The sequence below is a fragment of the Dawidia soli genome (assembly GCF_018598185.1).
Lineage (GTDB): Bacteria > Bacteroidota > Bacteroidia > Cytophagales > Cyclobacteriaceae > Ohtaekwangia > Ohtaekwangia soli.
Genome location: NZ_JAHESC010000004.1, coordinates 222,834 through 244,960, shown reverse-complemented (window position 1 = coordinate 244,960; position 22,127 = coordinate 222,834). Strand labels below are relative to the sequence as shown.

General features: G+C 54.8%; 19 protein-coding genes. 17 read left to right on the top strand and 2 right to left on the bottom strand.

The genetic code is table 11. The annotated features are described in order from the left end of the window. Positions 1 to 58: 58 nt before the first annotated feature. From KK078_RS04635 to KK078_RS04620, 4 genes are all read left to right on the top strand, one after another. Complete coding sequence (locus KK078_RS04635; RefSeq protein WP_254089082.1) at positions 59 to 2,020, top strand: sialate O-acetylesterase; 1,962 nt, start codon at positions 59 to 61, stop codon at positions 2,018 to 2,020. Between the two features lie 279 nt (positions 2,021 to 2,299). Beyond that, positions 2,300 to 3,013 (top strand): DUF4197 domain-containing protein, encoded by a 714-nt coding sequence (locus KK078_RS04630; protein ID WP_254089081.1) that lies wholly within the window; start codon positions 2,300 to 2,302, stop codon positions 3,011 to 3,013. 334 nt (positions 3,014 to 3,347) lie between these two features. Further along, entirely contained in the window at positions 3,348 to 4,130 is a 783-nt protein-coding gene (locus tag KK078_RS04625; RefSeq protein WP_254089080.1) for a DUF4382 domain-containing protein, read from the top strand. Between the two features lie 176 nt (positions 4,131 to 4,306). Beyond that, positions 4,307 to 6,547, top strand: coding sequence for a GH92 family glycosyl hydrolase (locus tag KK078_RS04620; RefSeq protein ID WP_254089079.1), 2,241 nt, complete (start codon positions 4,307 to 4,309; stop codon positions 6,545 to 6,547). 76 nt (positions 6,548 to 6,623) lie between these two features. Here KK078_RS04620 and KK078_RS04615 read toward each other — a convergent pair whose 3' ends face one another. Beyond that, positions 6,624 to 8,042 carry a S41 family peptidase gene (locus tag KK078_RS04615; RefSeq protein ID WP_254089078.1) on the bottom strand — a complete coding sequence of 473 codons (1,419 nt, stop codon included), beginning with the start codon at positions 8,040 to 8,042 and terminating at the stop codon, positions 6,624 to 6,626. A 170-nt stretch (positions 8,043 to 8,212) separates the two neighbouring features. Here KK078_RS04615 and KK078_RS04610 point away from each other — a divergent pair, with 170 nt between their 5' ends. After that, positions 8,213 to 8,890 (top strand): START domain-containing protein, encoded by a 678-nt coding sequence (locus KK078_RS04610; protein WP_254089077.1) that lies wholly within the window; start codon positions 8,213 to 8,215, stop codon positions 8,888 to 8,890. Positions 8,891 to 8,899: 9 nt separating this feature from the next. On the opposite strand, the gene KK078_RS04605 is transcribed toward KK078_RS04610, so the two are convergent. Then, entirely contained in the window at positions 8,900 to 9,349 is a 450-nt protein-coding gene (locus tag KK078_RS04605) for a response regulator (protein WP_254089076.1), read from the bottom strand. A gap of 228 nt (positions 9,350 to 9,577) precedes the next feature. Here KK078_RS04605 and KK078_RS04600 point away from each other — a divergent pair, with 228 nt between their 5' ends. The 12 genes from KK078_RS04600 to KK078_RS04545 all read left to right on the top strand — a co-directional run bounded on the left by KK078_RS04600 (position 9,578) and on the right by KK078_RS04545 (position 22,018). Beyond that, complete coding sequence (locus KK078_RS04600) at positions 9,578 to 9,895, top strand: hypothetical protein (RefSeq protein WP_254089075.1); 318 nt, start codon at positions 9,578 to 9,580, stop codon at positions 9,893 to 9,895. 125 nt (positions 9,896 to 10,020) lie between these two features. Continuing rightward, positions 10,021 to 10,368, top strand: a complete 348-nt coding sequence (locus tag KK078_RS04595) for a hypothetical protein (protein ID WP_254089074.1) — start codon at positions 10,021 to 10,023, stop codon at positions 10,366 to 10,368. Then, entirely contained in the window at positions 10,368 to 11,387 is a 1,020-nt protein-coding gene (locus tag KK078_RS04590) for a CBS domain-containing protein (RefSeq protein ID WP_254089073.1), read from the top strand. The genes KK078_RS04595 and KK078_RS04590 overlap by 1 nt, the downstream gene beginning before the upstream one ends. Before the next feature lie 159 nt (positions 11,388 to 11,546). Continuing rightward, positions 11,547 to 11,939 carry a hypothetical protein gene (locus KK078_RS04585; protein ID WP_254089072.1) on the top strand — a complete coding sequence of 131 codons (393 nt, stop codon included), beginning with the start codon at positions 11,547 to 11,549 and terminating at the stop codon, positions 11,937 to 11,939. Positions 11,940 to 11,975: 36 nt separating this feature from the next. Continuing rightward, positions 11,976 to 12,323: a hypothetical protein gene (locus tag KK078_RS04580; protein ID WP_254089071.1), complete on the top strand. Its 348-nt coding sequence runs from the start codon at positions 11,976 to 11,978 to the stop codon at positions 12,321 to 12,323. 209 nt (positions 12,324 to 12,532) lie between these two features. Next, positions 12,533 to 12,835, top strand: a complete 303-nt coding sequence (locus KK078_RS04575) for a DUF1801 domain-containing protein (RefSeq protein ID WP_254089070.1) — start codon at positions 12,533 to 12,535, stop codon at positions 12,833 to 12,835. A 26-nt stretch (positions 12,836 to 12,861) separates the two neighbouring features. After that, a complete protein-coding gene (locus tag KK078_RS04570; protein WP_254089069.1) occupies positions 12,862 to 13,299 on the top strand; it encodes an NUDIX domain-containing protein in 438 nt (145 codons plus the stop codon). An 11-nt stretch (positions 13,300 to 13,310) separates the two neighbouring features. Continuing rightward, on the top strand, positions 13,311 to 13,766 hold the full coding sequence (locus KK078_RS04565) for a GNAT family N-acetyltransferase (RefSeq protein ID WP_254089068.1): 456 nt from the start codon (positions 13,311 to 13,313) through the stop codon (positions 13,764 to 13,766). Positions 13,767 to 13,776: 10 nt separating this feature from the next. Next, positions 13,777 to 16,098 carry a glycoside hydrolase family 95 protein gene (locus KK078_RS04560; RefSeq protein ID WP_254089067.1) on the top strand — a complete coding sequence of 774 codons (2,322 nt, stop codon included), beginning with the start codon at positions 13,777 to 13,779 and terminating at the stop codon, positions 16,096 to 16,098. A 141-nt stretch (positions 16,099 to 16,239) separates the two neighbouring features. Beyond that, complete coding sequence (locus tag KK078_RS04555; RefSeq protein WP_254089066.1) at positions 16,240 to 18,615, top strand: TonB-dependent receptor; 2,376 nt, start codon at positions 16,240 to 16,242, stop codon at positions 18,613 to 18,615. A 117-nt stretch (positions 18,616 to 18,732) separates the two neighbouring features. After that, positions 18,733 to 20,112, top strand: coding sequence for a glucoamylase family protein (locus tag KK078_RS04550; RefSeq protein ID WP_254089065.1), 1,380 nt, complete (start codon positions 18,733 to 18,735; stop codon positions 20,110 to 20,112). A gap of 7 nt (positions 20,113 to 20,119) precedes the next feature. Further along, positions 20,120 to 22,018, top strand: coding sequence for a 7TM diverse intracellular signaling domain-containing protein (locus tag KK078_RS04545; RefSeq protein ID WP_254089064.1), 1,899 nt, complete (start codon positions 20,120 to 20,122; stop codon positions 22,016 to 22,018). Positions 22,019 to 22,127: the final 109 nt, after the last annotated feature.

The window sequence follows — 22,127 nt, the reverse complement described above, 5'->3', positions numbered from 1 at the left end:
CTTCCGTGGTGTACTTTCAGTTGTTTTTTCGTGGCAAAATTTTCATTTTCATCCTATTATGAGAAAATTAGTCCTATCCCTGGCGGTGCTTTGCATGACGGCATACGCCTACGGAAACGTCAAGCTTCCGAAGATCTTTACCGACAACATGGTATTGCAGCGCAACAAGCCCATCCAGGTATGGGGTTGGGCCGATGCCGGCGAAAATGTAACGGTATCGTTCAACAAACAATCTAAAAAACTAAAAACGGACAAGACGGGTAAGTGGACCGTCACGCTGGCGGCCGAAGCCGCCGGCGGGCCTTATGAATTGACCGTGAAAGGAAAAAACAGCCTGACCGTTAAAAACGTTCTGGTCGGCGAGGTGTGGGTATGCTCGGGCCAGTCCAACATGGAGTGGCCGTTGTCGGCCGCCAAGAACGCAACGCTTGAAATACAGGCCGCCAACTTTCCTGAGATCCGTCAGTTCCTGGTGCAAAAATCCATTGCTTCTACGCCGCAAGCCGACGTGGCGGGCGGTGACTGGAGATCCTGCACGCCGGAAACGGCCGGTAACTTTACGGCTGTGGGCTATTTCTTTGCCCGCGATCTGTATAATAAACTTCATGTGCCGATCGGCCTGATCCACACGTCGTGGGGCGGTACGCACAGCGAGACGTGGACCAGCCGGGAAGCGTTCGAGAAGAGCGAGGAGTTCAAGTCCATGATCGGGACATTGCCTACGATCGATCTCGAGTCGTATGCCGCCCAGCGCAAAGAGCGTACGACGGCCAAGCTCAAAGAGATGAACATCATCGTGCCGGCTACGAATGTAGCTGCCTGGAGCGAGGCGGCCTTCGACGACCAATCGTGGCCCACGATGTCCCTTCCCGGGGCGTGGGAGAACCAACGCCTCGACGGTCTGGACGGGATCGTGTGGTTCCGCAGAACCTTTACGGTGAGCGACGCCGACGCCGGTAAAGAGGCCGTGCTGAGCCTGGGCGCCATCGACGATATGGACGAAACCTTCGTTAACGGAACCCCGGTGGGCAAGACCGCCGGCTATGACCGGAAGAGAACCTACCGCATTCCCGCGGGCTTGTTGAAAGCCGGCAAGAATGTGATCGCGGTGCGCGTGGAAGATACCGGTGGTGGCGGCGGCTTGTGGGACGAGCCGGCGGCACTCGTGGTCACGACAGCGTCTGAAGCACGGATCGCGCTGGCCGGTCCGTGGAAATTCAATGTAGAGCGTGTGGCGGATGGCGGCGGCTCCGTGGGGCCGAACAGCTTCCCGACGCTGTTGTTCAATGCGATGCTGAACCCGCTGATCCCGTATACCATTGCGGGGGCGATCTGGTACCAGGGCGAGTCCAATGCGGGCCGCGCGTATCAGTACCGCACAGCCTTTCCGTTGATGATCAAGGACTGGCGGAGCCGGTGGGGTCAGGGCGACTTTCCGTTCTACTTCGTGCAGCTGGCGGCATACGAAGCAACACGCGGTGCCAATCCGCAGGGTACGAGCGCCTGGGCGGAGCTGCGCGAGGCACAGCGTATGACGCTGTCGTTGCCGAACACGGGCATGGCGGTAACAACGGATGTGGGCGAGGCATATGATATTCACCCGCGCAATAAACAGGATGTGGGTAAGCGCCTGGCGGCCATTGCACTGAACAAGGTATACGCGCAGAACAATGTATACTCCGGCCCTTCGTATCAGTCGGTGCGCTTCGAAGGTAACAAAGCCTTCCTGACCTTTACCGAATTGGGCGGTGGCCTGGTGATCCAGGATAAGTATGGATACCTGCGCGGCTTTGAGGTAGCGGGGGAGGATAAGAAGTTCTATTATGCCAAGGCCTGGTTGCAGGGCAACGAGGTGGTTGTCTCTTCGGATGAGGTGGCGAAGCCGGTGTCGGTGCGCTTTGGCTGGTCGGACAACCCCTGGGATGATAACCTGTATAATAAAGAAGGTTTTCCGGCTTCGCCGTTCCGCACGGATACGTGGCGGGGAGTGACGGAGGGCCAGGTGTTTACGATTGAGTAAGAAGTTACCAAGGGAATATGCCAGTCTGGAGACTGGAACAATCCGCCAATTGGCGGACAAGTCTTCGCCCCGGGGGCGGGGCTGAGACTCGCGCCAGGTACAGAGGCTGGACAGAGAAAAGTGTGCGTGTGAGAGCGAAGAAAAAACAGCGTGAGTCTGTTTGTTCCCGCTCTCACACTTCCGCTGTTTTTATGGCAGGGTTTGTGATAGATGGTATGAACCGTCGGGGTTACAAGGTACCGGGCGGTTGCATTAATGCTGCCAACTAAACTTTTTTACATGAGACATGCTGTTTTATTGCTGTTGTTTGCTTGTATCAGCGGCTTCGCCCACGCGCAGTTGAACCTGGATAAGCTGAAGAAGACCCTCAAGGGGGGCGGCACGCCGACGACCGAAGAGGTTGCCGCGGGCCTCAAAGAAGCCCTCACCAACGGTGCCTCGAAGGGATCGGACCTGGTGTCGAAAACCGACGGTTATTTTAAAAATCCTGAGATCAAAATTCCTTTTCCGCCCGAAGTCAAACAGGTGGAAACCAAGCTGCGCCAGATCGGCATGGGCGCCCAGGTCGATAAATTTGTCCTCGCCCTGAACCGCGGCGCCGAAGAAGCCGCCAAAGAAGCCAAGCCCATCTTCGTATCGGCCATCAAGCAGATGACCATCCAGGATGCCTGGAACATCCTGAAAGGCGAAGACGATGCCGCCACGCAGTACCTGGACAAAACCACGTCGCCTCAACTGACCACGAAGTTCAAGCCTGTTATTCAACAGGCGTTGGAGAAGGTGAGCGCTACGAAGTATTATGCAGATCTTGTGAATGCGTATAACAAGCTGCCGATGGTGACGAAAGTAAATCCGAACCTGGATGAGTATGCTACGGAGAAGGCTATCGATGGATTGTTTGTGATGGTTGCAAAGGAGGAGAAGTTGATCCGTGATGATCCGGGGGCGCGTTCGACGGAGCTTTTGAAGAAGGTGTTCGGCGCGCAGAAGTAATTTTTGATTTTGATGATTGAGAGGCCGTCTTGTGAGAGATGGCCTTTTTGCTTTTATATGCTTTGTCGGGTGCGTTGGCTGGTTCGAACGCCCGCCTTCGCTGAAGCTGTGGCGGGCAGGCCGGCGTCAGTCGCGAGGTTCAATAGCGGACTTGAGGCCACTTCGGGAAAGAGTTTCGATAAAAGAAAATAGAGGATATCAGAACGATTGCTTCTGCCTGGCGTGAACGCTGCGAAATGCTTGTCTGCGGCTTATAACTTCGTTTGGTCGGTTCGTGCAGCTTCCGTTGTAGGCTTTATGAAGAATTTAGCGGTACAAACAACTTACTACCAGTATGAAGCATGTAGGATTAATTTTGGTTGTCATGGGGATCTTTGCGTTCGTCGCAACTTCCTGTGATTCGGATGAGAAGAAGAATGCCCGTGTCCAGGTATGGTTGACGGATGCTCCCGGCGACTTTCAGGAGGTAAATATCGATGTGGAAGGGGTAGAGGTACACGTTGGAGACGGCGACGACGATGCGGGGTGGAAGAGCTTGTCTGTTCGCGGGGGCGTTTACAACCTGCTGGCGCTAACGAATGGGCTGGATACTTTGCTGGGTGAGATCTCTATTCCTCCCGGCGAGATCTCGCAGATCCGGTTGAAGCTTGGCAGCGATAACACCCTGAAGGTCGGCGATAAGGTGTTTGACCTGGATGTGCCCAGCGGCCAGCAATCGGGTTTGAAGTTGCAAGTGCATCAGACCCTTGTCGAGGACATCACGTACAAGATCCTGCTTGATTTCGATGTGGCCCGGTCGGTGTTGCTTACCGGCAGCGGACAGTACAAGCTGAAGCCTGTAATCCGCACGATCCCTGAAGCACAGGACGGTGCCATAAGAGGTGTCGTATCTCCGGTAGCATCGACCCCGGCGGTATATGCCATCCAAGAAACCGACACCCTGGCGACAGCCTATACCGACGCCACGGGACATTTCCTGCTGCGCGGGCTTGTTGCCGGGATGTATACGGTTTCATTTGTGCCCAACAGCGGTTTTGAAAGCACGCAAAAAGAAAATGTCAGTGTAGAGATCGGCCAGGTTACCGACCTCGGTACAGTGGAAATCATCCCCCACTAGGGAAAATAAAAAATGGGAAGTAAGGAGGCTGTCTCAGCGGCAGCCTCTTTCTATTTTTACCGTCTTTCCGGACTGTGCAACCGGTCTTTTTTCGGTGTTATCCCACCAGCGGTATTTTGTCTTCGATAGAAGGTATCTATCTTTATCCGTTGCTGAATCGATTTAACAAGCCTTTTATGCTACCAACTGCCACCCGCCGCACGGCTGCAAGCCTCTGTGCTGCTTTTTTACTTGCATCGGTATCCCACGCCCAGGCGCCGCTTTCCTGGGTCGACCCCCGTGTCGGTAACGTCGGCCACCTGCTGGAACCCACCCGCCCCACGGCGCAACTGCCGAACCAGGTGATACGATCTTACCCTGGTAGGAAAGATCATCTCGATCCGCAGATCAGTACATTTCCATTGTCGCTGGTCTCGCATCGTCAGGGCCACCTGTTCGGCATCATGCCCTATACCGGCGCCGCGGTGGCCGGCGCTACGCCGCCGCGTGCTACGTGGGACCCCGAGAACGAGGTACTCACGCCGTATTATTATTCGGAATGGCTCGACCAGGACGAAATTGAGATCGCCTTTGTACCCGGCGCCAAGACCGGGCACTTCCGTATGGCCTTTCCGGCCGGCACCACCAAGAATGTATTCCTGCAGATCGCGCAGGGCGGTACCTGGCAGCGTGTATCAGACCGCGCCGTGTCGGGCACGGAGGAGGTAAAGGGCATGACCGCCTGGGTATACGGCGAGTTCAGCAAACCGGGTGTATATACTGCCTGTCGCGAGACGACTGCGAAAGGTCAGGCGTGCATGTCGTGGGCGGAGACGGGTGCCAGTGTGATCGAGTTTAAATATGCCATTTCATTTATCAGCGAAGAGCAGGCCCGTAAGAACCTGGCCAAGGAGCAACCCGCCTGGGACTTCGAAGGCAATAAACAACGTGCGAAGAAAGCGTGGGAGGGAGTCTTGAACCAGATCGAAGTAAAGGGTGGCACGGACAGGATGAAGCGTACGTTCTATACCGCGTTATACCGGTGCCAGGAGCGTATGGTCAATATTACCGAAGATGGTAAATACTATAGTCACTACGATCAGCGCATTCACGACGATAGCCGCCCGTTCTATGTAGACGATTGGGTGTGGGACACTTACCTGGCGCATCATCCGCTGCGTACGATCCTCAACCCGGCCCAGGAGGCAGACATGATCGCCTCCTACCTGAAGATGTACCAACAGAGTGGCTGGCTGCCGACGTTCCCGCTGCTGTGGGGCGACAACCCGTGCATGAATGGCTTCCACTCGACCATTACGCTGCTGGACGCATACCGCAAGGGCATTCAGCCGTTTGATCTGTCGCTGGCGTACGAGGCGGCGAAGAAGAACGCCACACAGGCTACCATGCTGCCGTGGCGCAACGGGCCGGCCTGCTCGCTGGATTCGTTCTATCACCAGAAAGGATATTACCCTGCCCTGCATCCGGGCGAGAAGGAAACCGTAGCGGCCGTGCACTCTTTTGAGCGCAGACAGGCAGTAGCCATTACATTGGGGCATAGCTATGACGACTGGGCGTTGTCGCAGCTGGCGCTGGCTGTGAAAAACAAGAACGACCATGCGCTCTTCCTGAAGCGGTCGGCAAACTATCAGAATCTATACCACGCCGAGAAGGGCTTCTTCCTGCCCAAGGATGCCATGGGCAAATGGATCGACATCGACCCGGCGTTCGACGGGGGCATGGGCGGCCGTGACTACTACGACGAGAACAACGGCTGGACCTACCTGTGGCAGGTACAGCAGGATATTCCCGGGCTGATGACGCTAATGGGTGGTGAAAAAGCATTTGAAGCACGCCTGGATCAGTTGTTTCAGGAAAGCCTGGGCCGCAGCAAGTATGAGACCTGGGCGAAGTTTCCCGACTTCACGGGTATCGTCGGACAATACTCTATGGGTAACGAGCCGAGCTTCCACATTCCCTACCTTTATAATTTTACAGGCTCGCCGTGGAAGACCCAGAAGCGGATCCGCATGCTGCTGAATACGTGGTTCCCCGATAACATCTTCGGGATACCGGGCGACGAAGACGGTGGAGGCATGTCGGCGTTCGTGGTATTTTCGTGTATGGGATTTTACCCGGTCGTGCCGGGCCTTCCGCTGTATACCATCGGCAGCCCCGTGTTCGAGAACACGACGATACACTTGCCCAATGGAAAGGACTTTCAGGTGGTGGCCCCGGGGTGTAGCGAGCAGAACAAGTTTATCCAGGAAGCATTCCTGAACGGCAAGCGTCTGGACGGACCGTGGATCACGCATGCCGATATTGTAAAAGGCGGCGAGTTGAAATTGGTGATGGGGCCGCGCGCAAACAAGAAGTGGGGCGCGGAGACGGATGTCAACGCGATACTGCAACAGGCAGCGCTGGCGCCGGCAAAGTAAAGGTTCACCCGTAACGAATAGAAAAGGGTGCTCTTCGGTATGAAGGGCACCCTTTTTCTATAGCAGCTTGCGCTAATTATTGTTTTGTCAGCGTGCGGAACACACGATCGTCGACGGTGAGCTGGAAGCTTCGTTTCTTGCGATCGAGGGAGTGCGCAATCAGCGGGCGGTCTGCCAGGCCGGTGCGGCCGATCGTGCCCTCGCCGGTAATGTGGCCAATGGCTTTGGCCAGCAGGGCTTCGCGTGTGTCGCCCAGTGGGTACAGCAGCAGCGCGTTGTCGGGGTCGATGATGTTGGGGTAGAAGCCCCCGTCGTAGTCCGACTGGTTCTGTGAATTATATACCTTCACGACAATGGGCTGCATACCCCATTTGTTGGTCGCGTCTTTGTCGTCGTACAGCGAGACGGAGCCAACATTCTTACCATACGTCGTGTCACCCACCAGTAACACCTCCATGTACGGACGCAGGCCGTTGATGATCAGCTCGCTGGCAGAAGCAGTACGCGAGCCGGTCAGGATATACAGCCGGTGGTTTTGCAGCTGACTGCCCACGTTGGCGGCTTTACTTGTAAAGTTGACTGTGAGAATGCCGGGGCCCAGGTCCGGATCGTTCAGGATCTCTTGTTCTACTTCGTCGTTGTATTCTTTCCGCATAAAGACCTTTGTGTTGTCGACGTCCGCTCCGAGCAAGCTGGCCAGGCTCAGGGCGGATACTTCGGAGCCACCACTGTTGAACCGCAGGTCGAGTACGAGGTCTGTTATGCCGGCTGTTTTAAAGCCGTTGATGATGGATTCCATCTCGGTGTCATACTCGTTGCCGCTGCCGGCGCCTGAAGCAAAGAAGTTATAGACATAGTAGCCGATCTTGTGGTCACCGGTCTGAATCACCGAGTGGAAGTAGTTCGGGTTTTCGTGGTACTCTTGCGTGGTGAGCGAAACCGTGGCGGGATCGGCCAGGCTTTCGCTCTCTACGTCGAGGGCGCGATATGTCACGCTGTGATTTTCATCCAGGGCCGACAACACCGTTTGATAGTTCGAAATGGTGATCGTCGTGTTGTTTACCTGGGTAATGATATCGCCGCGTTTCAGCCCTGCCTTTTCTGCCGGCGAATCGGGTTTAACATACAGGATCTGGGCAATCACATTGTTTTGGCTGTTGCTGTCGCGGTACAGCGCGAATTCGTAGCCGGCTTCTTTGCTCACGCCCTGCAACGAGTTCAGCAGCTCCTGGTAATTGTCCTGGATCCACGAGAAGCGGTCGCCATCGTATAGCAGAGAGCTGAAGTAGTCAGCAGGGGCGAGGTTTTTGTTGGTCTCGGTGGGCAGCTCGTCGTTCCACAGGTACCAGGCTTGCATGTTCTCCAGGATCCAGTCGTTTACGTGCTGGTTGTTGTCGGAGGTGTTGCTGTCGTCGTCCTGACAGGCTACCGCCACGAGCAACAGCGCACAGCAGGCCAGCAGGGCCCCCGGGCGCGGAAATTTGAATGTTTGCATGGGAAGTTCTCTTGAAAATATTGAAAGAATAACGTTACAATGATACGTTTTTATACGCTGCGGGGTTCTTTCTTGTCGCCGGAAAATGCAAGTTTGTCGCCTGAAATACAGGCATATGCAAAAAACACCCTCCGGCTATCCCAATATTTCAGAAACTACGAACGACTACAATGCGTTATCTTCCCGAATTCCCCCGCATGCGCGTATATTCATCATTATTCGTCACACTCTTTTTCACCTACCCCGTTCAATTCGCCGCGGCCCAGGAAGACTGGAAGCTGCGCGACGAAAAAGAGGGGATCAAGATCTACATGCGGTCGGTCGCCGGCTCGGAGATCAAAGCTTTGAAAGTATCCTTTTCGATCCAGGCCACGATGTCACAAATGGCCGCCGTCATCCTCGACGTAGCGGCCACCGACCAGTGGGTATATAGCACCAAGAGCTGTACACTGCTCAAACAGCTCTCGCCGCAGGAGATCGTATACCATTCGGAGATCAGCGTACCCTGGCCCGCCAGCAACCGCGACTTCATCGCGCGCATCCGGGTAACGCAGGACCCCTCGACGCGTATCATGACCGTTGAGTCGTTCAACGAACCCGACTATGTGCCCGAAAAGGAAGGTGTTGTACGCGTGCCTCATGCCGACGGCAAGTGGACCATCAAGCCGGTAGCGCCCGCGGAGCTCCAGGTGGAGTATATGTTGCATGTCGATCCGGGAGGCGCCATTCCTGCATGGCTGATCAACTTGTTTGCCACGAAAGGTCCATTCGAGAGCTTCCGGAACATGCGCGAGCACATCCGCAAACCGGTGTACCAACAGGTACGCATCCCGTTCATTGCGGATTGATCGTATGTCTTAGTGGGGATTGAGGACGAAGTCCGATAAAGTGGGGAAATACATCACCTTCTTCCAGTCGATGGTCAGGATGCGTTCGAGAATGGTTTTAAGCTCATCAAACGATGACGGCTTGATGGCGTATAGATTCGAGCCCTCGCGGTAACAGAACTCGATCGTGCGCAGGTCGTCGAGCGACGAATACACAATGACCGGCAGCGAGTCGTATTTTTTGTTTGCCCGTATTTCCCGCAGGCATTGCTGCCCATCTTTACAAGGCATGAGCATGTCGAGGAAGAGTATATCGGGTACTTTTTCGTCGAGGAGCTTCATCAGCAGCTCGCCGTTCTCGGCCCGTGTCAGGAGCACCGTGAGGGGCACCTGCTGGATCGCCAGCGAGAATATATAGTAATCCTCGTTGTCGTCTTCTGCCAGCAGAACATGGGTCGTATCGGCGCCGGAAAGGTTCATAATCTTCTGTGTTACAGGCTAGATATTGATTGTCAACGCATTAACAAAACATAAACGGTACATGGCCACAAAAAAGGTGTATTTCACGCGAAAGTCAAACTATTATTTTGAATAATCAGACAAATTATATCCTGGTCGGCATGACCGGTATCGATTCCCGGACACACCGGTTCGTTAATTTCGGGAGATGGGTTAACTTTAGCCACTTTTTGTAGACCAGCATCCCCGATGGCTTCGCTTCGCAAGTATGTCATTTTACTGTGTGATGATCCTGCCCGAGCACAAAGCGCGCAAGACATGCTGGAGCGTGTGCCGGTGTGTGCTGCCGTAGCGATTGCGCCCGATCTTTTCCACTTGCGGCAGCTGCTGGCCCTGCGCATACCGGATGTGATCGTGATCCATCCCGCCCCCGAAGCTTCGCATAGCATGCACTATATAAAGGACTTACGCAAGGATATTTATATCGACGGTATCCCTGTTTTCTTATACCCCGTGCTCCCGGATGCGCACGAATTGCTCCGGATACTTACCCGTCTCCATCCATAGACATTCTTCCTAACGTCACCGATAGGGTTCAGCGGCCATAATTTTTTGATACCTCGTTTCCTAAATCCTATACAGATGTCCATTATAAATGTATATTAGGCCCGCGCTAACGCAAAAGTCAGTCTATGGTCAAAGGGAATGGATTAAAATACTCCATCGATCTTTCGTTCGAAGAAATCAAGTTGCCACCCTTCCAGGAGATCCTTATCCTGGGGAAAAACTCTCAGCACGGTAAGATGGGTATATCGAAGTCGTTCGATATGCTCGTACCCAACGGCTTCGAGCTTGTCGAAGTGGGGCATCCGTCGGTCGAGGCGGTCTTTGTCAACAAACGCATCTTATCGAAGATGCCGAAAGAGAAGATCATCGATATACTCGACGACAAGGTCTTTCCCTTTGTATCGGAGGGGGAGCTGCTGAAGGTTGATTTTCGCGTCACGATCTCCTACTCCAACATCGAACAGGAGTTCTGATGACGATAGCCCGTTTCATCCAGCATCAGTACGAGGTGGTTCCCGCCTATAGCGGAACACGCGCGATCAAAGACCACCTGGTGCAACAGGCGGCCCTGGTCGTGCAGGATGAGAACGAACAACCCATCGGGGTGCTGACACCGCAGGACGTGGTACAGCACTATCACACACTCGTGATCGACTGTCTGACGGTGCGGCCGTCGTTGTCGCCGGACTGTGGCATAGAAGAAGCGTTGCGTGTGATGCAGGAAACGCATACCGAGGTGTTGGCCGTCATGGAAGAGGGTGCACTCACGGGTCTCATTTACAAGAACGATCTGTTGACGTATGTTACCGACCAGAACAAAAGCCTGGAAGGCGAGGTTACCAAGCAGGTGACCGAGCTGCAGGCCATCCATAAAGAGCTGGTGTTGTCGCGGCAGATCCTGCAAGCCGTGCTCGACAGCACGCAGTCTACGGTCATCCTGGTGGCACCCGACTATAGCATCTTGTTCTTCAACAAGAAGGCGGGTGATGAAAGTCAGGCGTTGTACGGACGCGCGCTGCAGACGGGTATGAATATACTCGACTACACGTTGCACGACGGGCGTGTCGCGGGGCGTTACCTGTTTGACGCGTTTAAGAATGATTTTGACCGGGCGCTGACGGGCGAGTCGGTCGTGACCGAGCGCAAGGTACAACTGCCGGACACATCGCGGTGGCTACGCGCTGAGTATGCGCCGGTGTACTACCAGGAGCGCATCATTGGGGCCACGCTGACGGTGACGGACATCGACGAGCGGAAGCGCCACCTGCTGCAGATCGAGCGGCAGAACGAATTATTGAAACACATTTCCTGGGTGCAATCGCACTATACACGACAGCCCGTTGCCACGATTCTGGGGCTGACCAGCATCATCGAAAAATCAACGTTGAGCGAAGAGAACATTCGCATCATTTCCATGCTGGAAGCGACCGCGCAGAAGCTGGACGAGGTCATCCGTAATACCGTACTGACCGCCAATTCCTTAGAAGAATAACGCAAAAAAAGACGCGTTCTTTGAACACACATGTGTCCGTCCGGGACGCATCATATCTGCGTTTTTTCGCTCAGAACCGCTATTACCAATTTAAATTAGATTTTTATTTACTAATAAAATTAGTTTAAGTACGTTTGTATCACGCTAAACGATTGCGTTATGAAAATGGTGAAAACGGCAAACGGCATCAAAAAAATTGACGATTGGAATCCCGATCTGATCCCCGGGCAATTAAAGCCCATCCTGCAACAGCACCGTGCTACGCTGGTGAATAAACTGATCCACGGCGGACTGGCTACCTATATCGATTATAAGTTTTCCTCCAAGGCCACGGCCGGGCAGCTGGAAAAGATCCGTAACAGTCTGGACCTGCTGAAGAACGACGGCATCGACCCGGTGCTATACCATCCGATGATCCAGGCCGTGCTGAACAACGATTTTACCACGTTGGACAATGCCTTGTTTTACCGCGAGATCGATGCTACGATCAGTGCGCGGTTGTTGCGTCAGCATACCTTTGAGAAAGGGCAGCATTTCTTTTTTCAACAATAGTCCCTTCCGCTATAACCATTTTTTAACCCCCGCACGATGAAACAACAAACGACCATGGAAGATACCACGTTACGCCACGACGCAGTCGACATCATAGACGTCATCCGCAAGTTGCGTAACGATCTGATCAAGGACTTCCTGGATGAACGAAACCTGGTTATCTATCTTTCCGAGCAGTTTCGCATTATGGAATTGAATAAGACCAGCGTCGAGTTCATTAAGAAAGATTTGAAGCAGATGCTGATCGCTCCGGTAAACACCGTATGGTATAAACCGGTCATCGACGACTTTTATAACACGGGCAGCGCGGCACTGGCGGAAGGGAATGAGAAGCTGTTCTACAAAGAGATCGAAGAGGTCTTAAAAAGACATTTATTCAGTTAGGTCTTAGTTTAGGTTTAGGTTTTTGCCTTAGGGGTAAGGCAAAGCAGCGCGTGGTAGTTCCGGACGGAATGTTGTGCGACACACTCCGGCAACGCCACGTTGCTGCCCTTTTTCGGGGCGTTTGCCGTTAGCATTTTTTTGAGCATATTGTATCGATGCGCCCGATCGATCTTTACTTTGCCGAGCAGTCCGAGCCTACAAAAAGCTGTATGATCTTTTTGCGCGAGCATATTTTGCAGCTCGATGCCGGTATTACGGAGGCCTGGAAATATCGCATGCCGTTTTATTGCTACCGAGACAAGATGTTCTGCTACCTGTGGGTGCATAAAAAATACAAACAACCGTACGTCGGCTTTGTGGATGGGCATATGCTGGAACACCCCGATCTGCTGGAAGAAAAACGGGCGCGTATGAAGATCCTGTTACTTGATCCCACACGGGATGTGCCGGTGGCCAAAGTCAGTAAACTTTTGCGTGCCGCGCTCAAGGCCCGCCAACGTTTGGATTCCTGAAGATTTGGCTCCACCTTCGCACAGCCATGTCACGTGAACAGAATATCCTGCCAGCCGTATCGGCGGCCATATTTAATGACCAGGGCCATGTGCTGCTGCAGCAGCGGCGTGACACGGGCAAGTGGTGCATCATATCCGGCCATGTTGAATTTGGTGAAACCGTGGAGGACGCTATCTTGCGCGAGATCCGCGAGGAGATCAACGCGGCCGCCGAGATCCTACGGCTTATTGGAGTATATTCTATGCCCGCTTTTGCCACGTACGATCATACCGACCACCGTGTGCAGTATATCACCTCCTACTTCGAGGTAAGGTTGATCGACGAGCCGGATACATCTTTTACCAATGCCGAAACACGCGCGTGGCGGTTCTTTCAGCCCGATGCGTTGCCTGCCGACCTGGACCAGATCAATCCCTACTGGTTGGTCGACGCGTTGAACAAACAGTCTGTCTTTATTCGTTAATATCCCTTTCTATGATCCACTATGCCATCGAAACAGTCTCGCCCGACGACTACGCGGCGATAACCGATGTCTGGGAGGCGTCCGTGCGCGCGACACACCACTTTCTGACCGAGGCACACATTCAATTCTTCCGGCCCCTGGTACAACACAGTTACCTGCAGGATGTAAACCTGCGCTGCATACGCGACGCGGCCGGCACTATACTTGGCTTTGCCGGTGTGGCGGGCACGCGGCTGGAGATGCTTTTTATACATCCCGATGCGCGCGGCCGGGGTACAGGCCGGCAGTTGTTGCGCTATGCCATCGAAACATTAGGGATCTACGAAGTAGACGTCAACGAGCAGAACGAGCAAGCGGTGGGCTTTTACGAACACATGGGCTTTCGTACCTTTCACCGGGCGCCGGTCGACTCGTTGGGAAATCCGTTTCCGGTATTAACGATGCGGTTGCTGCGCAAAACGTCCTAAGAATTTTTTGATGATGATGACAAGCATGTATACGCGCACCGGGTTGGTACTGGTCACACTGTGGCTGGGCGTGGTGGCACAGACCGCAGCACAGGCGCCGGCTGCCAACTGGAAATTATGGTTCAACAAGCCGGCCGCAAACTGGAACGAAGCGCTGCCGGTAGGCAACGGCCGGGTAGGGGCGATGGTCTTTGGCAACGTGCAGTCGGAGCGGCTGCAGTTGAACGAAGAGAGCGTGTGGACCGGCAAGCCCGAAGACTTTATCAACCCCGGCGCACGCGCCGCACTGCCTGCCATCCGGAAGCTGTTGTTTGCCGGTAAGTATGTGGAGGCCCAACAAATGGCCATCGATAAGATGATGGGCAACAAGACGGTGAACAGCAGCTATCAGACCGCCGGCGACCTGTGGTTGACATTTCCCGCGCAAGACGGCGAGCCCGAAGGCTATGAGCGGGCGCTCGACCTCGAGACGGCCGTTGCCAGCGTGCAATACCGGCAAGGCGGTATTGCCTATACCCGTGAGATATTTTCGAGCGCGCCAGACCAGGTGGTGGTCGTGCGGCTTACGGCCGACCGGCCCGGTGCCCTATCGTTGCAGTTTGCGCTTACCCGTCCCGGTAGTAGCGCTACGGTAACGGCATCGGGCAGCGAGATCGTCTTACAGGAGCACACCGGTGGAGGCGTCGGCGTAAAGCTGGTGACACACCTGCGCGTTATACCCGAGGGGGGCACGCTGACCGCGGGGGGCACCCACCTCGCCCTGGAAAAGGCGGATGCCGTCACCGTGCTGGTGGCCATGGCCACCGACTATAACGGAGGCGATGCACGGGCTACCACGCAGCGGCAATTGACGGCCGCGGCGGGCAAGCGCTATGATGCGTTGAAGCGTGCCCATGTACAAGACTATCAATCTTTCTTCAACCGCGTAGCGCTCGACCTGGGCGTAACGAATGCGGTGTACTTTCCGACGGATGCGCGTGTGTCGGCGTTGCAGCACGGAAATGATGACCCGCACCTGGCGGCATTATATTTTCAGTTCGGCCGCTATTTGCTGATCAGCAGCTCGCGCCCGGGCGGGCTACCCGCCAACCTGCAGGGCATCTGGGCCGACGGCCTGACGCCGCCGTGGAGCGCCGACTATCATATCAACATTAACATCCAGATGAATTACTGGCTGGCGGAAGTGGCCAACCTGTCGGAGCTGCATTTACCCTTTATTACGTTCCTCGACCGGTTGCGCCCCGATGCACGCAAGACCGCCAAGGCTATGTACGGCATCGACGGTACGGTGGCACATTTTACAACCGACCCGTGGCTGTTCACTGCGCCGTATGGTTACCCCAGCTGGGCCATGTGGCCCATGGGCATGGCGTGGTGCGCGCAGCACGTGTGGGAGCACTATGCGTTCACCGGCGACAAAGCGTTCCTGCAACAATACTATCCCATCCTGAAGGAATCCGCGGCGTTTTGCGCGCAGTGGCTGGTGGAGGATCCTGCTACCGGCAAGCTGGTATCGGGGCCGTCGATCTCGCCCGAGAATACATTTCAAACCCCCGACGGTAAGCGGGCCACGATGGTGATGGGGCCGACCATGGACCACATGATCATCCGCGACCTGCTCACGAGCACGCTGCTGGCGCAACGCGTATTACAGCAGGATCAGGCGTTTGGCAGGAAGCTTGAAAAGATCCTGGCCAACCTGTCGCCGACGCAGATCGGCGCCGATGGACGTATACTCGAGTGGACGGAAGCATTCCAGGAGCCGGAGCCCGGACACCGCCATATATCGCATCTCTACGGCCTGCACCCCGGCAAAGAGATCACCCGGAAGCAGCCGGAGCTTTTCACCGCGGCGCGTAAAACCATCGATCACCGGCTGGCGCACGGTGGCGGTCATACCGGCTGGAGCCGTGCGTGGATCGTCAATTTCTTTGCGCGTTTAGGCGACGGCGAAGCCGCGCACGAAAACCTGGTGGCGTTGTTCAAGAAATCGACGTTACCGAACCTGTTCGACAATCATCCGCCTTTCCAGATCGACGGCAACTTTGGCGCGCCTGCGGGTATTGCTGAAATGCTGCTGCAAAGCCACGACGGCTTCCTGACATTGTTGCCAGCGTTGCCGAAGGCGTGGCCCGCGGGCCATGTACGCGGACTTTGTGCGCGCGGCGGGTTTGAGGTCTCCATGACATGGGCCAACGGTGCGCTACAAGAAGTGACGTTGCTGTCAAGATCAGGGGGACCCTGCCAGGTGCGGTACGGTGATAAAACGGTGACGCTGCAAACGGAGACAGGAAAGGTATATACTTTGAATCAAGATCTGAAAGCACGGTAGTATCCGGTGTTATACCCTGCGGCGGGTAGGTGTTCTTGAAGCCGACTGCTCTGAAGAGGGTAAAATGACGGGAATAACACCTTGACAAACCGGATAGTTTTTGTCGCTGCCTATATTCGCGGCGAAAACTAACACTGTGTTATGATACGATCTTTATCCGGCCCGGGACGGCGCTTTTGTTTATGGACAGCGCTCGCCGGGCTTTTTCTTTTTACAACTGCCGGCGTACTGGCGCAGACAGGCGGCGCCATCAAAGGGAAAGTAACCACCAGCGACGGGCAACCGGCTGAATATGCTACGGTAGTATTGAGCGGAGGGAAGGCTACCCGCGTAGACAAAGACGGTCTGTACCATTTCAGCAACCTTGCACCGGGCGCTTATACCCTGACGGTTACGTTTACCGGACAGGAGCCGCGCGTACAGCAAGTCACTGTCGCCGCGGGCGAAACGGCAACAGCAGACCTGACGTTGGCGGCCAGTGCGCTGGCCCTGAACGAAGTCGTGATCGTCGGTGATAAGTATACCATTACTTCGCGCAAGGAGAGCAACAACGTGGCTCGTCTTCCGCTCAAGTACATGGAGAATCCGCAGGTATATAACGTCGTAGACAAGGAGCTGATCCGCGAACAGATGTCGCTTACCCTCGACGAATCGTTTCGCAACGTGCCGGGTGCTGCGCCGGCGAAGACGGGCGCCGGCATTCCCGCTTTTTTCTCGCGCGGTTTCCAGACCAGCGACAACCTGCGCAACGGCATGGCCACGTACATCCGGACCACCATCGACCTGGCTACCGTAGAGCGTGTCGAGACGATCAAGGGGCCGGCGTCGACGTTGTTTGGCGCGTCGATGATCTCCTTCGGCGGCCTGGTGAACTATGTGACCAAGAAACCTTTCGACCACCTGGGCGGCGAGGTGTCATACACCCAGGGCAGCTACGACCTCAGCCGGCTGACGGCCGATTTTAACGCGCCCGTAAATGCCGACTCCAGCCTCTTGTTCCGGGTGAACATGGCGTATCAAAAAGAGAATACTTTTCAGGATCAGGGCCACGGCACGACGTTTATGATCGCACCCAGCCTGTCGTACCGGGTAAGCGACCGGCTCGTTGTGCGGCTGGATGCCGACTTACAGAATTTCAGCGGCACCGCCAGTACCGGCTGGAGCATCGGCGGCGCCACGAATGTGAATTCCTACGATAAGTTGAAGATCAACCACGAGCGATCGCTGATCGACAATTCGTTCGTTGCCAAGATGTATTCGAACAATATTTTTATGCAGGCCGAATACAAGCTGTCTGAGCACTGGACGTCCACTACCAACTATGCCTGGGCCACCGGCGGTTATAACAATATGTATATCTTTTACATGAACTGGACGTCGGACACTACGGTTGCGCGCACTGTCGGTGTTCATACTCCGGACAAGCTCGGCCGTAAGCATCTTCAGCAAAACTTTACCGGCGATTTTATGATCGGCAACATGCGCAACCGCCTGGTGGTGGGATTGGACTTCATGGATCAATACCGCGACCTGAAATATACCGCCGTGGCGCTGGATGTTGTGGACCCTCGCGGCACTGTTGCGCCGGTGTATGTAGAGCAAGTGGATAACACGGTGGCGGCGTCTACTACCCCTCAAAACCACACGAAGCAGTACACGTACGGCGCTTACTTTTCAGATGTGCTGAATGTTACCGAAAACCTGCTGGTGATGGCCAGTCTGCGGGTAGACCGGTTTACCGGCAAAGGCACGAAGAATAATCTGACGCAGCAGACTACGGGCGATTATGGCCAATCGGCGGTGTCGCCGAAGTTTGGTGTGGTGTATCAGGTCGTGCCCGGCCAGGTATCGCTGTTCGGCAATTACATGAACGGCTTCAAGAATGTGGCGAGCGTTTCGCAGCCCGACGGTACGGTGAGCAACTTTAAACCGCAGCAGGCCAACCAGGCAGAAGGTGGTATAAAACTGGACCTCCTGGGAGGCAAGCTGGGCGCGACGGCCAGCTACTACAACATCGAAGTGACGAAGACCACGCGGCAGGAGCTTGTTGACGGCCGCGCGTTTACTGTGCAAGACGGCACGCAGGAGAGTAAAGGTGTAGAAGTCGAGATCATTGCCAACCCGCTGCCGGGGTTCAACCTGGTGAGCGGTTATGGCTATAACGACAATTCGTTTACGAAAGCCGATGCGACGATCGTCGGTAAACGGGCGCTGGGCACCCCGGAGCATGTCGGCAACATTTGGCTAAGCTATACTTTATTGAAAGGCGCTGTAAAAGGGCTGGGTGCGGCCGGTGGGGTCATGTACGTGTCGGATGTATTTGCCGATAATATAAACCGGTTTACGCTGCCGGAGTATACGGTGCTGGACGCAACGTTGTTTTACAACACGCCCAAATACCGCCTGTCGTTCAAGGCCAACAACGTTGCCGGTAAAAAATACTGGGTGAGCGATGGCTTTTACGTACGTCCGCAGAAAACCGCCAACTTCCTGGTGAGCATGACGGTACGATTTTAATATATAGTAACGTTTTGGGGAGGCCTCGTCGTACTTGTACGGCGAGGCTTTTTTTGTGGTTTGGCAATATCCGCTTTTAGTCCGATCTTTCCTTGACTACAACAACCCTGTCGTGTTATGACCTTATTTCGAAGAACGGCCGCTGTATGGCTACTCCTGGCGGTATGCTGGGCGTGTGTGCCGAAACAGCCCGCCGGCGATACCACCACCGCAACGCCTTTTCTCGACTCGCTCTCGCATCAAACCTTCTCGTTCTTCTGGGAGACTGCCAACGCAGAAAATGGACAGGTACCCGACCGGTGGCCCAGCGAAAGTTTTTCGAGCATTGCCGCGACCGGGTTTGGACTGTCGGCGTACCTGGCCGGTGTCGAGCGCGGGTATATCACGCGCGTGCAGGCCGCCGAGCGTACGCTGCGTACATTGAGATTCTTACAAGGCCTGCCCAAGGGGGAAGCTGCACAAGGTGTAGCCGGCTACAAAGGATTCTTTTACCACTTTATCGATATGAAGACGGGCCTGCGGTTTCAGCAGGTAGAGCTGTCTACCATCGATACCGGGCTGCTGATGGCCGGTATCCTTTCCGCGCAGGCGTACTTTGATGGCGGCGATACGACCGAAACGCACATCCGTGCGCTGGCCGATACGTTGTACCGGGCGGTGGAGTGGGACTGGGCCATGCAAGACAAAGATGTTATGAGCATGGGGTGGCACCCCGAGCGCGGGTTTATCGAGGCGACCTGGCGTGGCTATAACGAAGGTATGATCCTGTACATCCTGGCGCTGGGCTCGCCCACCCACACCATCCCCGCCGAAAGCTGGAAGGCGTGGACGGACACCTATCAGTGGACAAAATACCAGGGTCAGGAGTTTGTAAACTTCGGTCCGTTGTTCGGCCATCAATATTCACACATGTATATCGACTTCCGCGGTATACAGGATGCCTATATGCGTGAGAAAGGAATCGATTACTTTGAAAACTCCAAACGCGCCACGTATGCCAACCGTGCCTATTGCATCAACAACGCCGCTGCGTTTGTCGGTTACGATGAAAATACGTGGGGTCTTACCGCGTGCGACGGTCCGGGCAACGACGGCAAACAGAATCCCAACGTGGCATTTCAGGGATACAATGCACGGGGCGCATCGCAGTTTTACCTGCAGGATGACGGCACCATCGCGCCGACCGCGGCCGGCGGCTCGCTGGCCTTTGCGCCGGAGATCTGCATACCGGCCCTGCAGAACATGAAGCGGCGCTTTGGCACCAAGGTATACGACCGCTATGGTTTCAAGGACGCGTTTAACCAGAGCATTGTGTACGAGAATGGCACTGTGGGCTGGTTTGATAAAGATTATCTGGGCATTGACCAGGGGCCGATCGTGCTACAGCTCGAGAATTACCGTTCGGAGCTTTTGTGGAAGATCATGAAGAAGAGCCCCTATATCCGGGCGGGCCTGAAAAAGGCCGGGTTTACGGGAGGATGGTTAGACGAAAAATAGAAGCAATATGATGCGGTGGGTGGCAGTGTTGATACTGGTCATGGCGGCGGGGGGACTGGCGGCGCAAGATACGTTTGTGCTGAACGACAGTATTCCCGAGCGGAACTTTATGCCCTACGAGCTGACCTTTTACCGAGACGCGACCAACTCGCTCTCTTTCTGGCAAATATCGTCGCACGGCTTTTCCAATCGCTTTCAGCAGCATCCCGCGTATCAGAACAAAGATTTTGTGCCCGATGCTTCGTATTGGATCAGGCTGCCGATCCGGCATCATGCTCATAGCCGCAAGGTATGGATGTTGGAATTCTACGACCAGACCATAGACTACATCGAAGCCTATGTGCCGCAGCTGGACGGTTCGTATCAAAACGTGGTGATGGGTGACAAACAGCCGTTCCGCCAGCGGCCGCTGCGTCACAAGAACTTCGAGATCGTGCTGGATGTAAAGGCCGACACGATGATGTATTATTATTTCCGCGTGCAGTCGCATGCCTTTGCCGACCTGCGCATCGGTGTTCGCTCGGCGGACCGGTTTATCTACTATGCGCTGAACGAATATTTTTTGTTCGGCACGTTCTACGGCATGATCCTGATCATCAGCCTGTATAACTTCCTGGTATACCTGGCCATCAAGGAGATCAAAAACATTTATTACATTTTATACATTCTCAGCGTAGCGGCCTACGCCATGAGCTACGACGGCGTGGGATTTCAATACCTGTGGCCTTCGCACCCGGAGTGGAACGATTATGCCGTGGGCATTACGTTGTATTCCGTCATTTTGTGGAGTCTGGTCTTTACGCGGCGTTTTTTGAGTACGCATTCCCATGCGCCCCGGCTCGACCGCTGGCTGGTCTGGATGATCGGGCTGCGCTCGGCGTGGTTTGTGGTAGAGTTCGTATTTCTGCCGCACCTGCTTACCTATCGCGACATCGAGATCGTGCCGTTGTCGCTTATCTTTTATACCGGCATTACCGTCTGGAACAAAGGCTACCGTCCGGCGCGGTTCTTTGTATTGGCCTACGGGATCTTATTTTTTGGCTTTTTTATCCGGGCGCTGGTCTACTTTAATATCCTGCCCTTTACAACGCCCCTGCATTACAGCCTGCACTTCAGCTTTGTGGTGGAGATGCTGCTGCTGACCTTTGCCATGGGCGATCGCATCCGGATCTTAAAAGACATGCGCGACCGTGCGCTGCGGCGCATCATTCACCAGCACGAAGTCAACATGCAGCTGAAAGACAAGGTGACGCGCGAGCTGGAGGGGAAGGTGCAGGAGCGTACGCTCGAACTGCACGAAAAGAACCGGCAGTTGGAAGAGACCAACATCAAGCTCGAGCGGCAGTCGTACGAGATCAACCAGATCAATTCGTTGCTGGACCTCGACAACTGGAAGCTCAAGAACAGCCTGAAAGAAGCGTTGAACGAGCGGCTCCTGGAAAAAACCATGGATTACGGGCAGTTCAAAACGTTATATCCGGATACACTGGCGTGCTACCGTTTCCTGGAAAGCCTAAAATGGCAGGAGGGTTTCCACTGCCGGAAGTGTGGCAATGAAAAGTATTTTGACGGCAGTCAGAAGTTTGCCCGCCGCTGTACCCGCTGTGGTTACAATGAGTCCATTACCGCCTACACCATTTTTCATAGCATCAAATTCCCGGTAGAAAAGGCCTTTTACATTGCCTACCTGGCTGTAGTCGGTAATAAGGACTACACCCTGGAGGCTCTCGCCACCCAACTGGATCTGCGGGTGAACACGTTGTGGGGATTTAAACACAAAGTGATCGAGCGCCTGCTGGAGCTGGAATCGCGGGGCCGGCGACCACATGCGTCGCGGTGGCAGGAAGTTATTATAGACCAAACGGCGGCCCCTGAGAAACGCCGGCCGTTGGCAACCAGCGTCTAGTATCCGCAGCCAGTGCCATACCCCAGCTGCCAAAAGTGGCGGAACTGTGCTTTCTCGAGCCATTTTCCATGTTATGTTTTTAATCTGATAAAACCCTGCCAACAGTTAT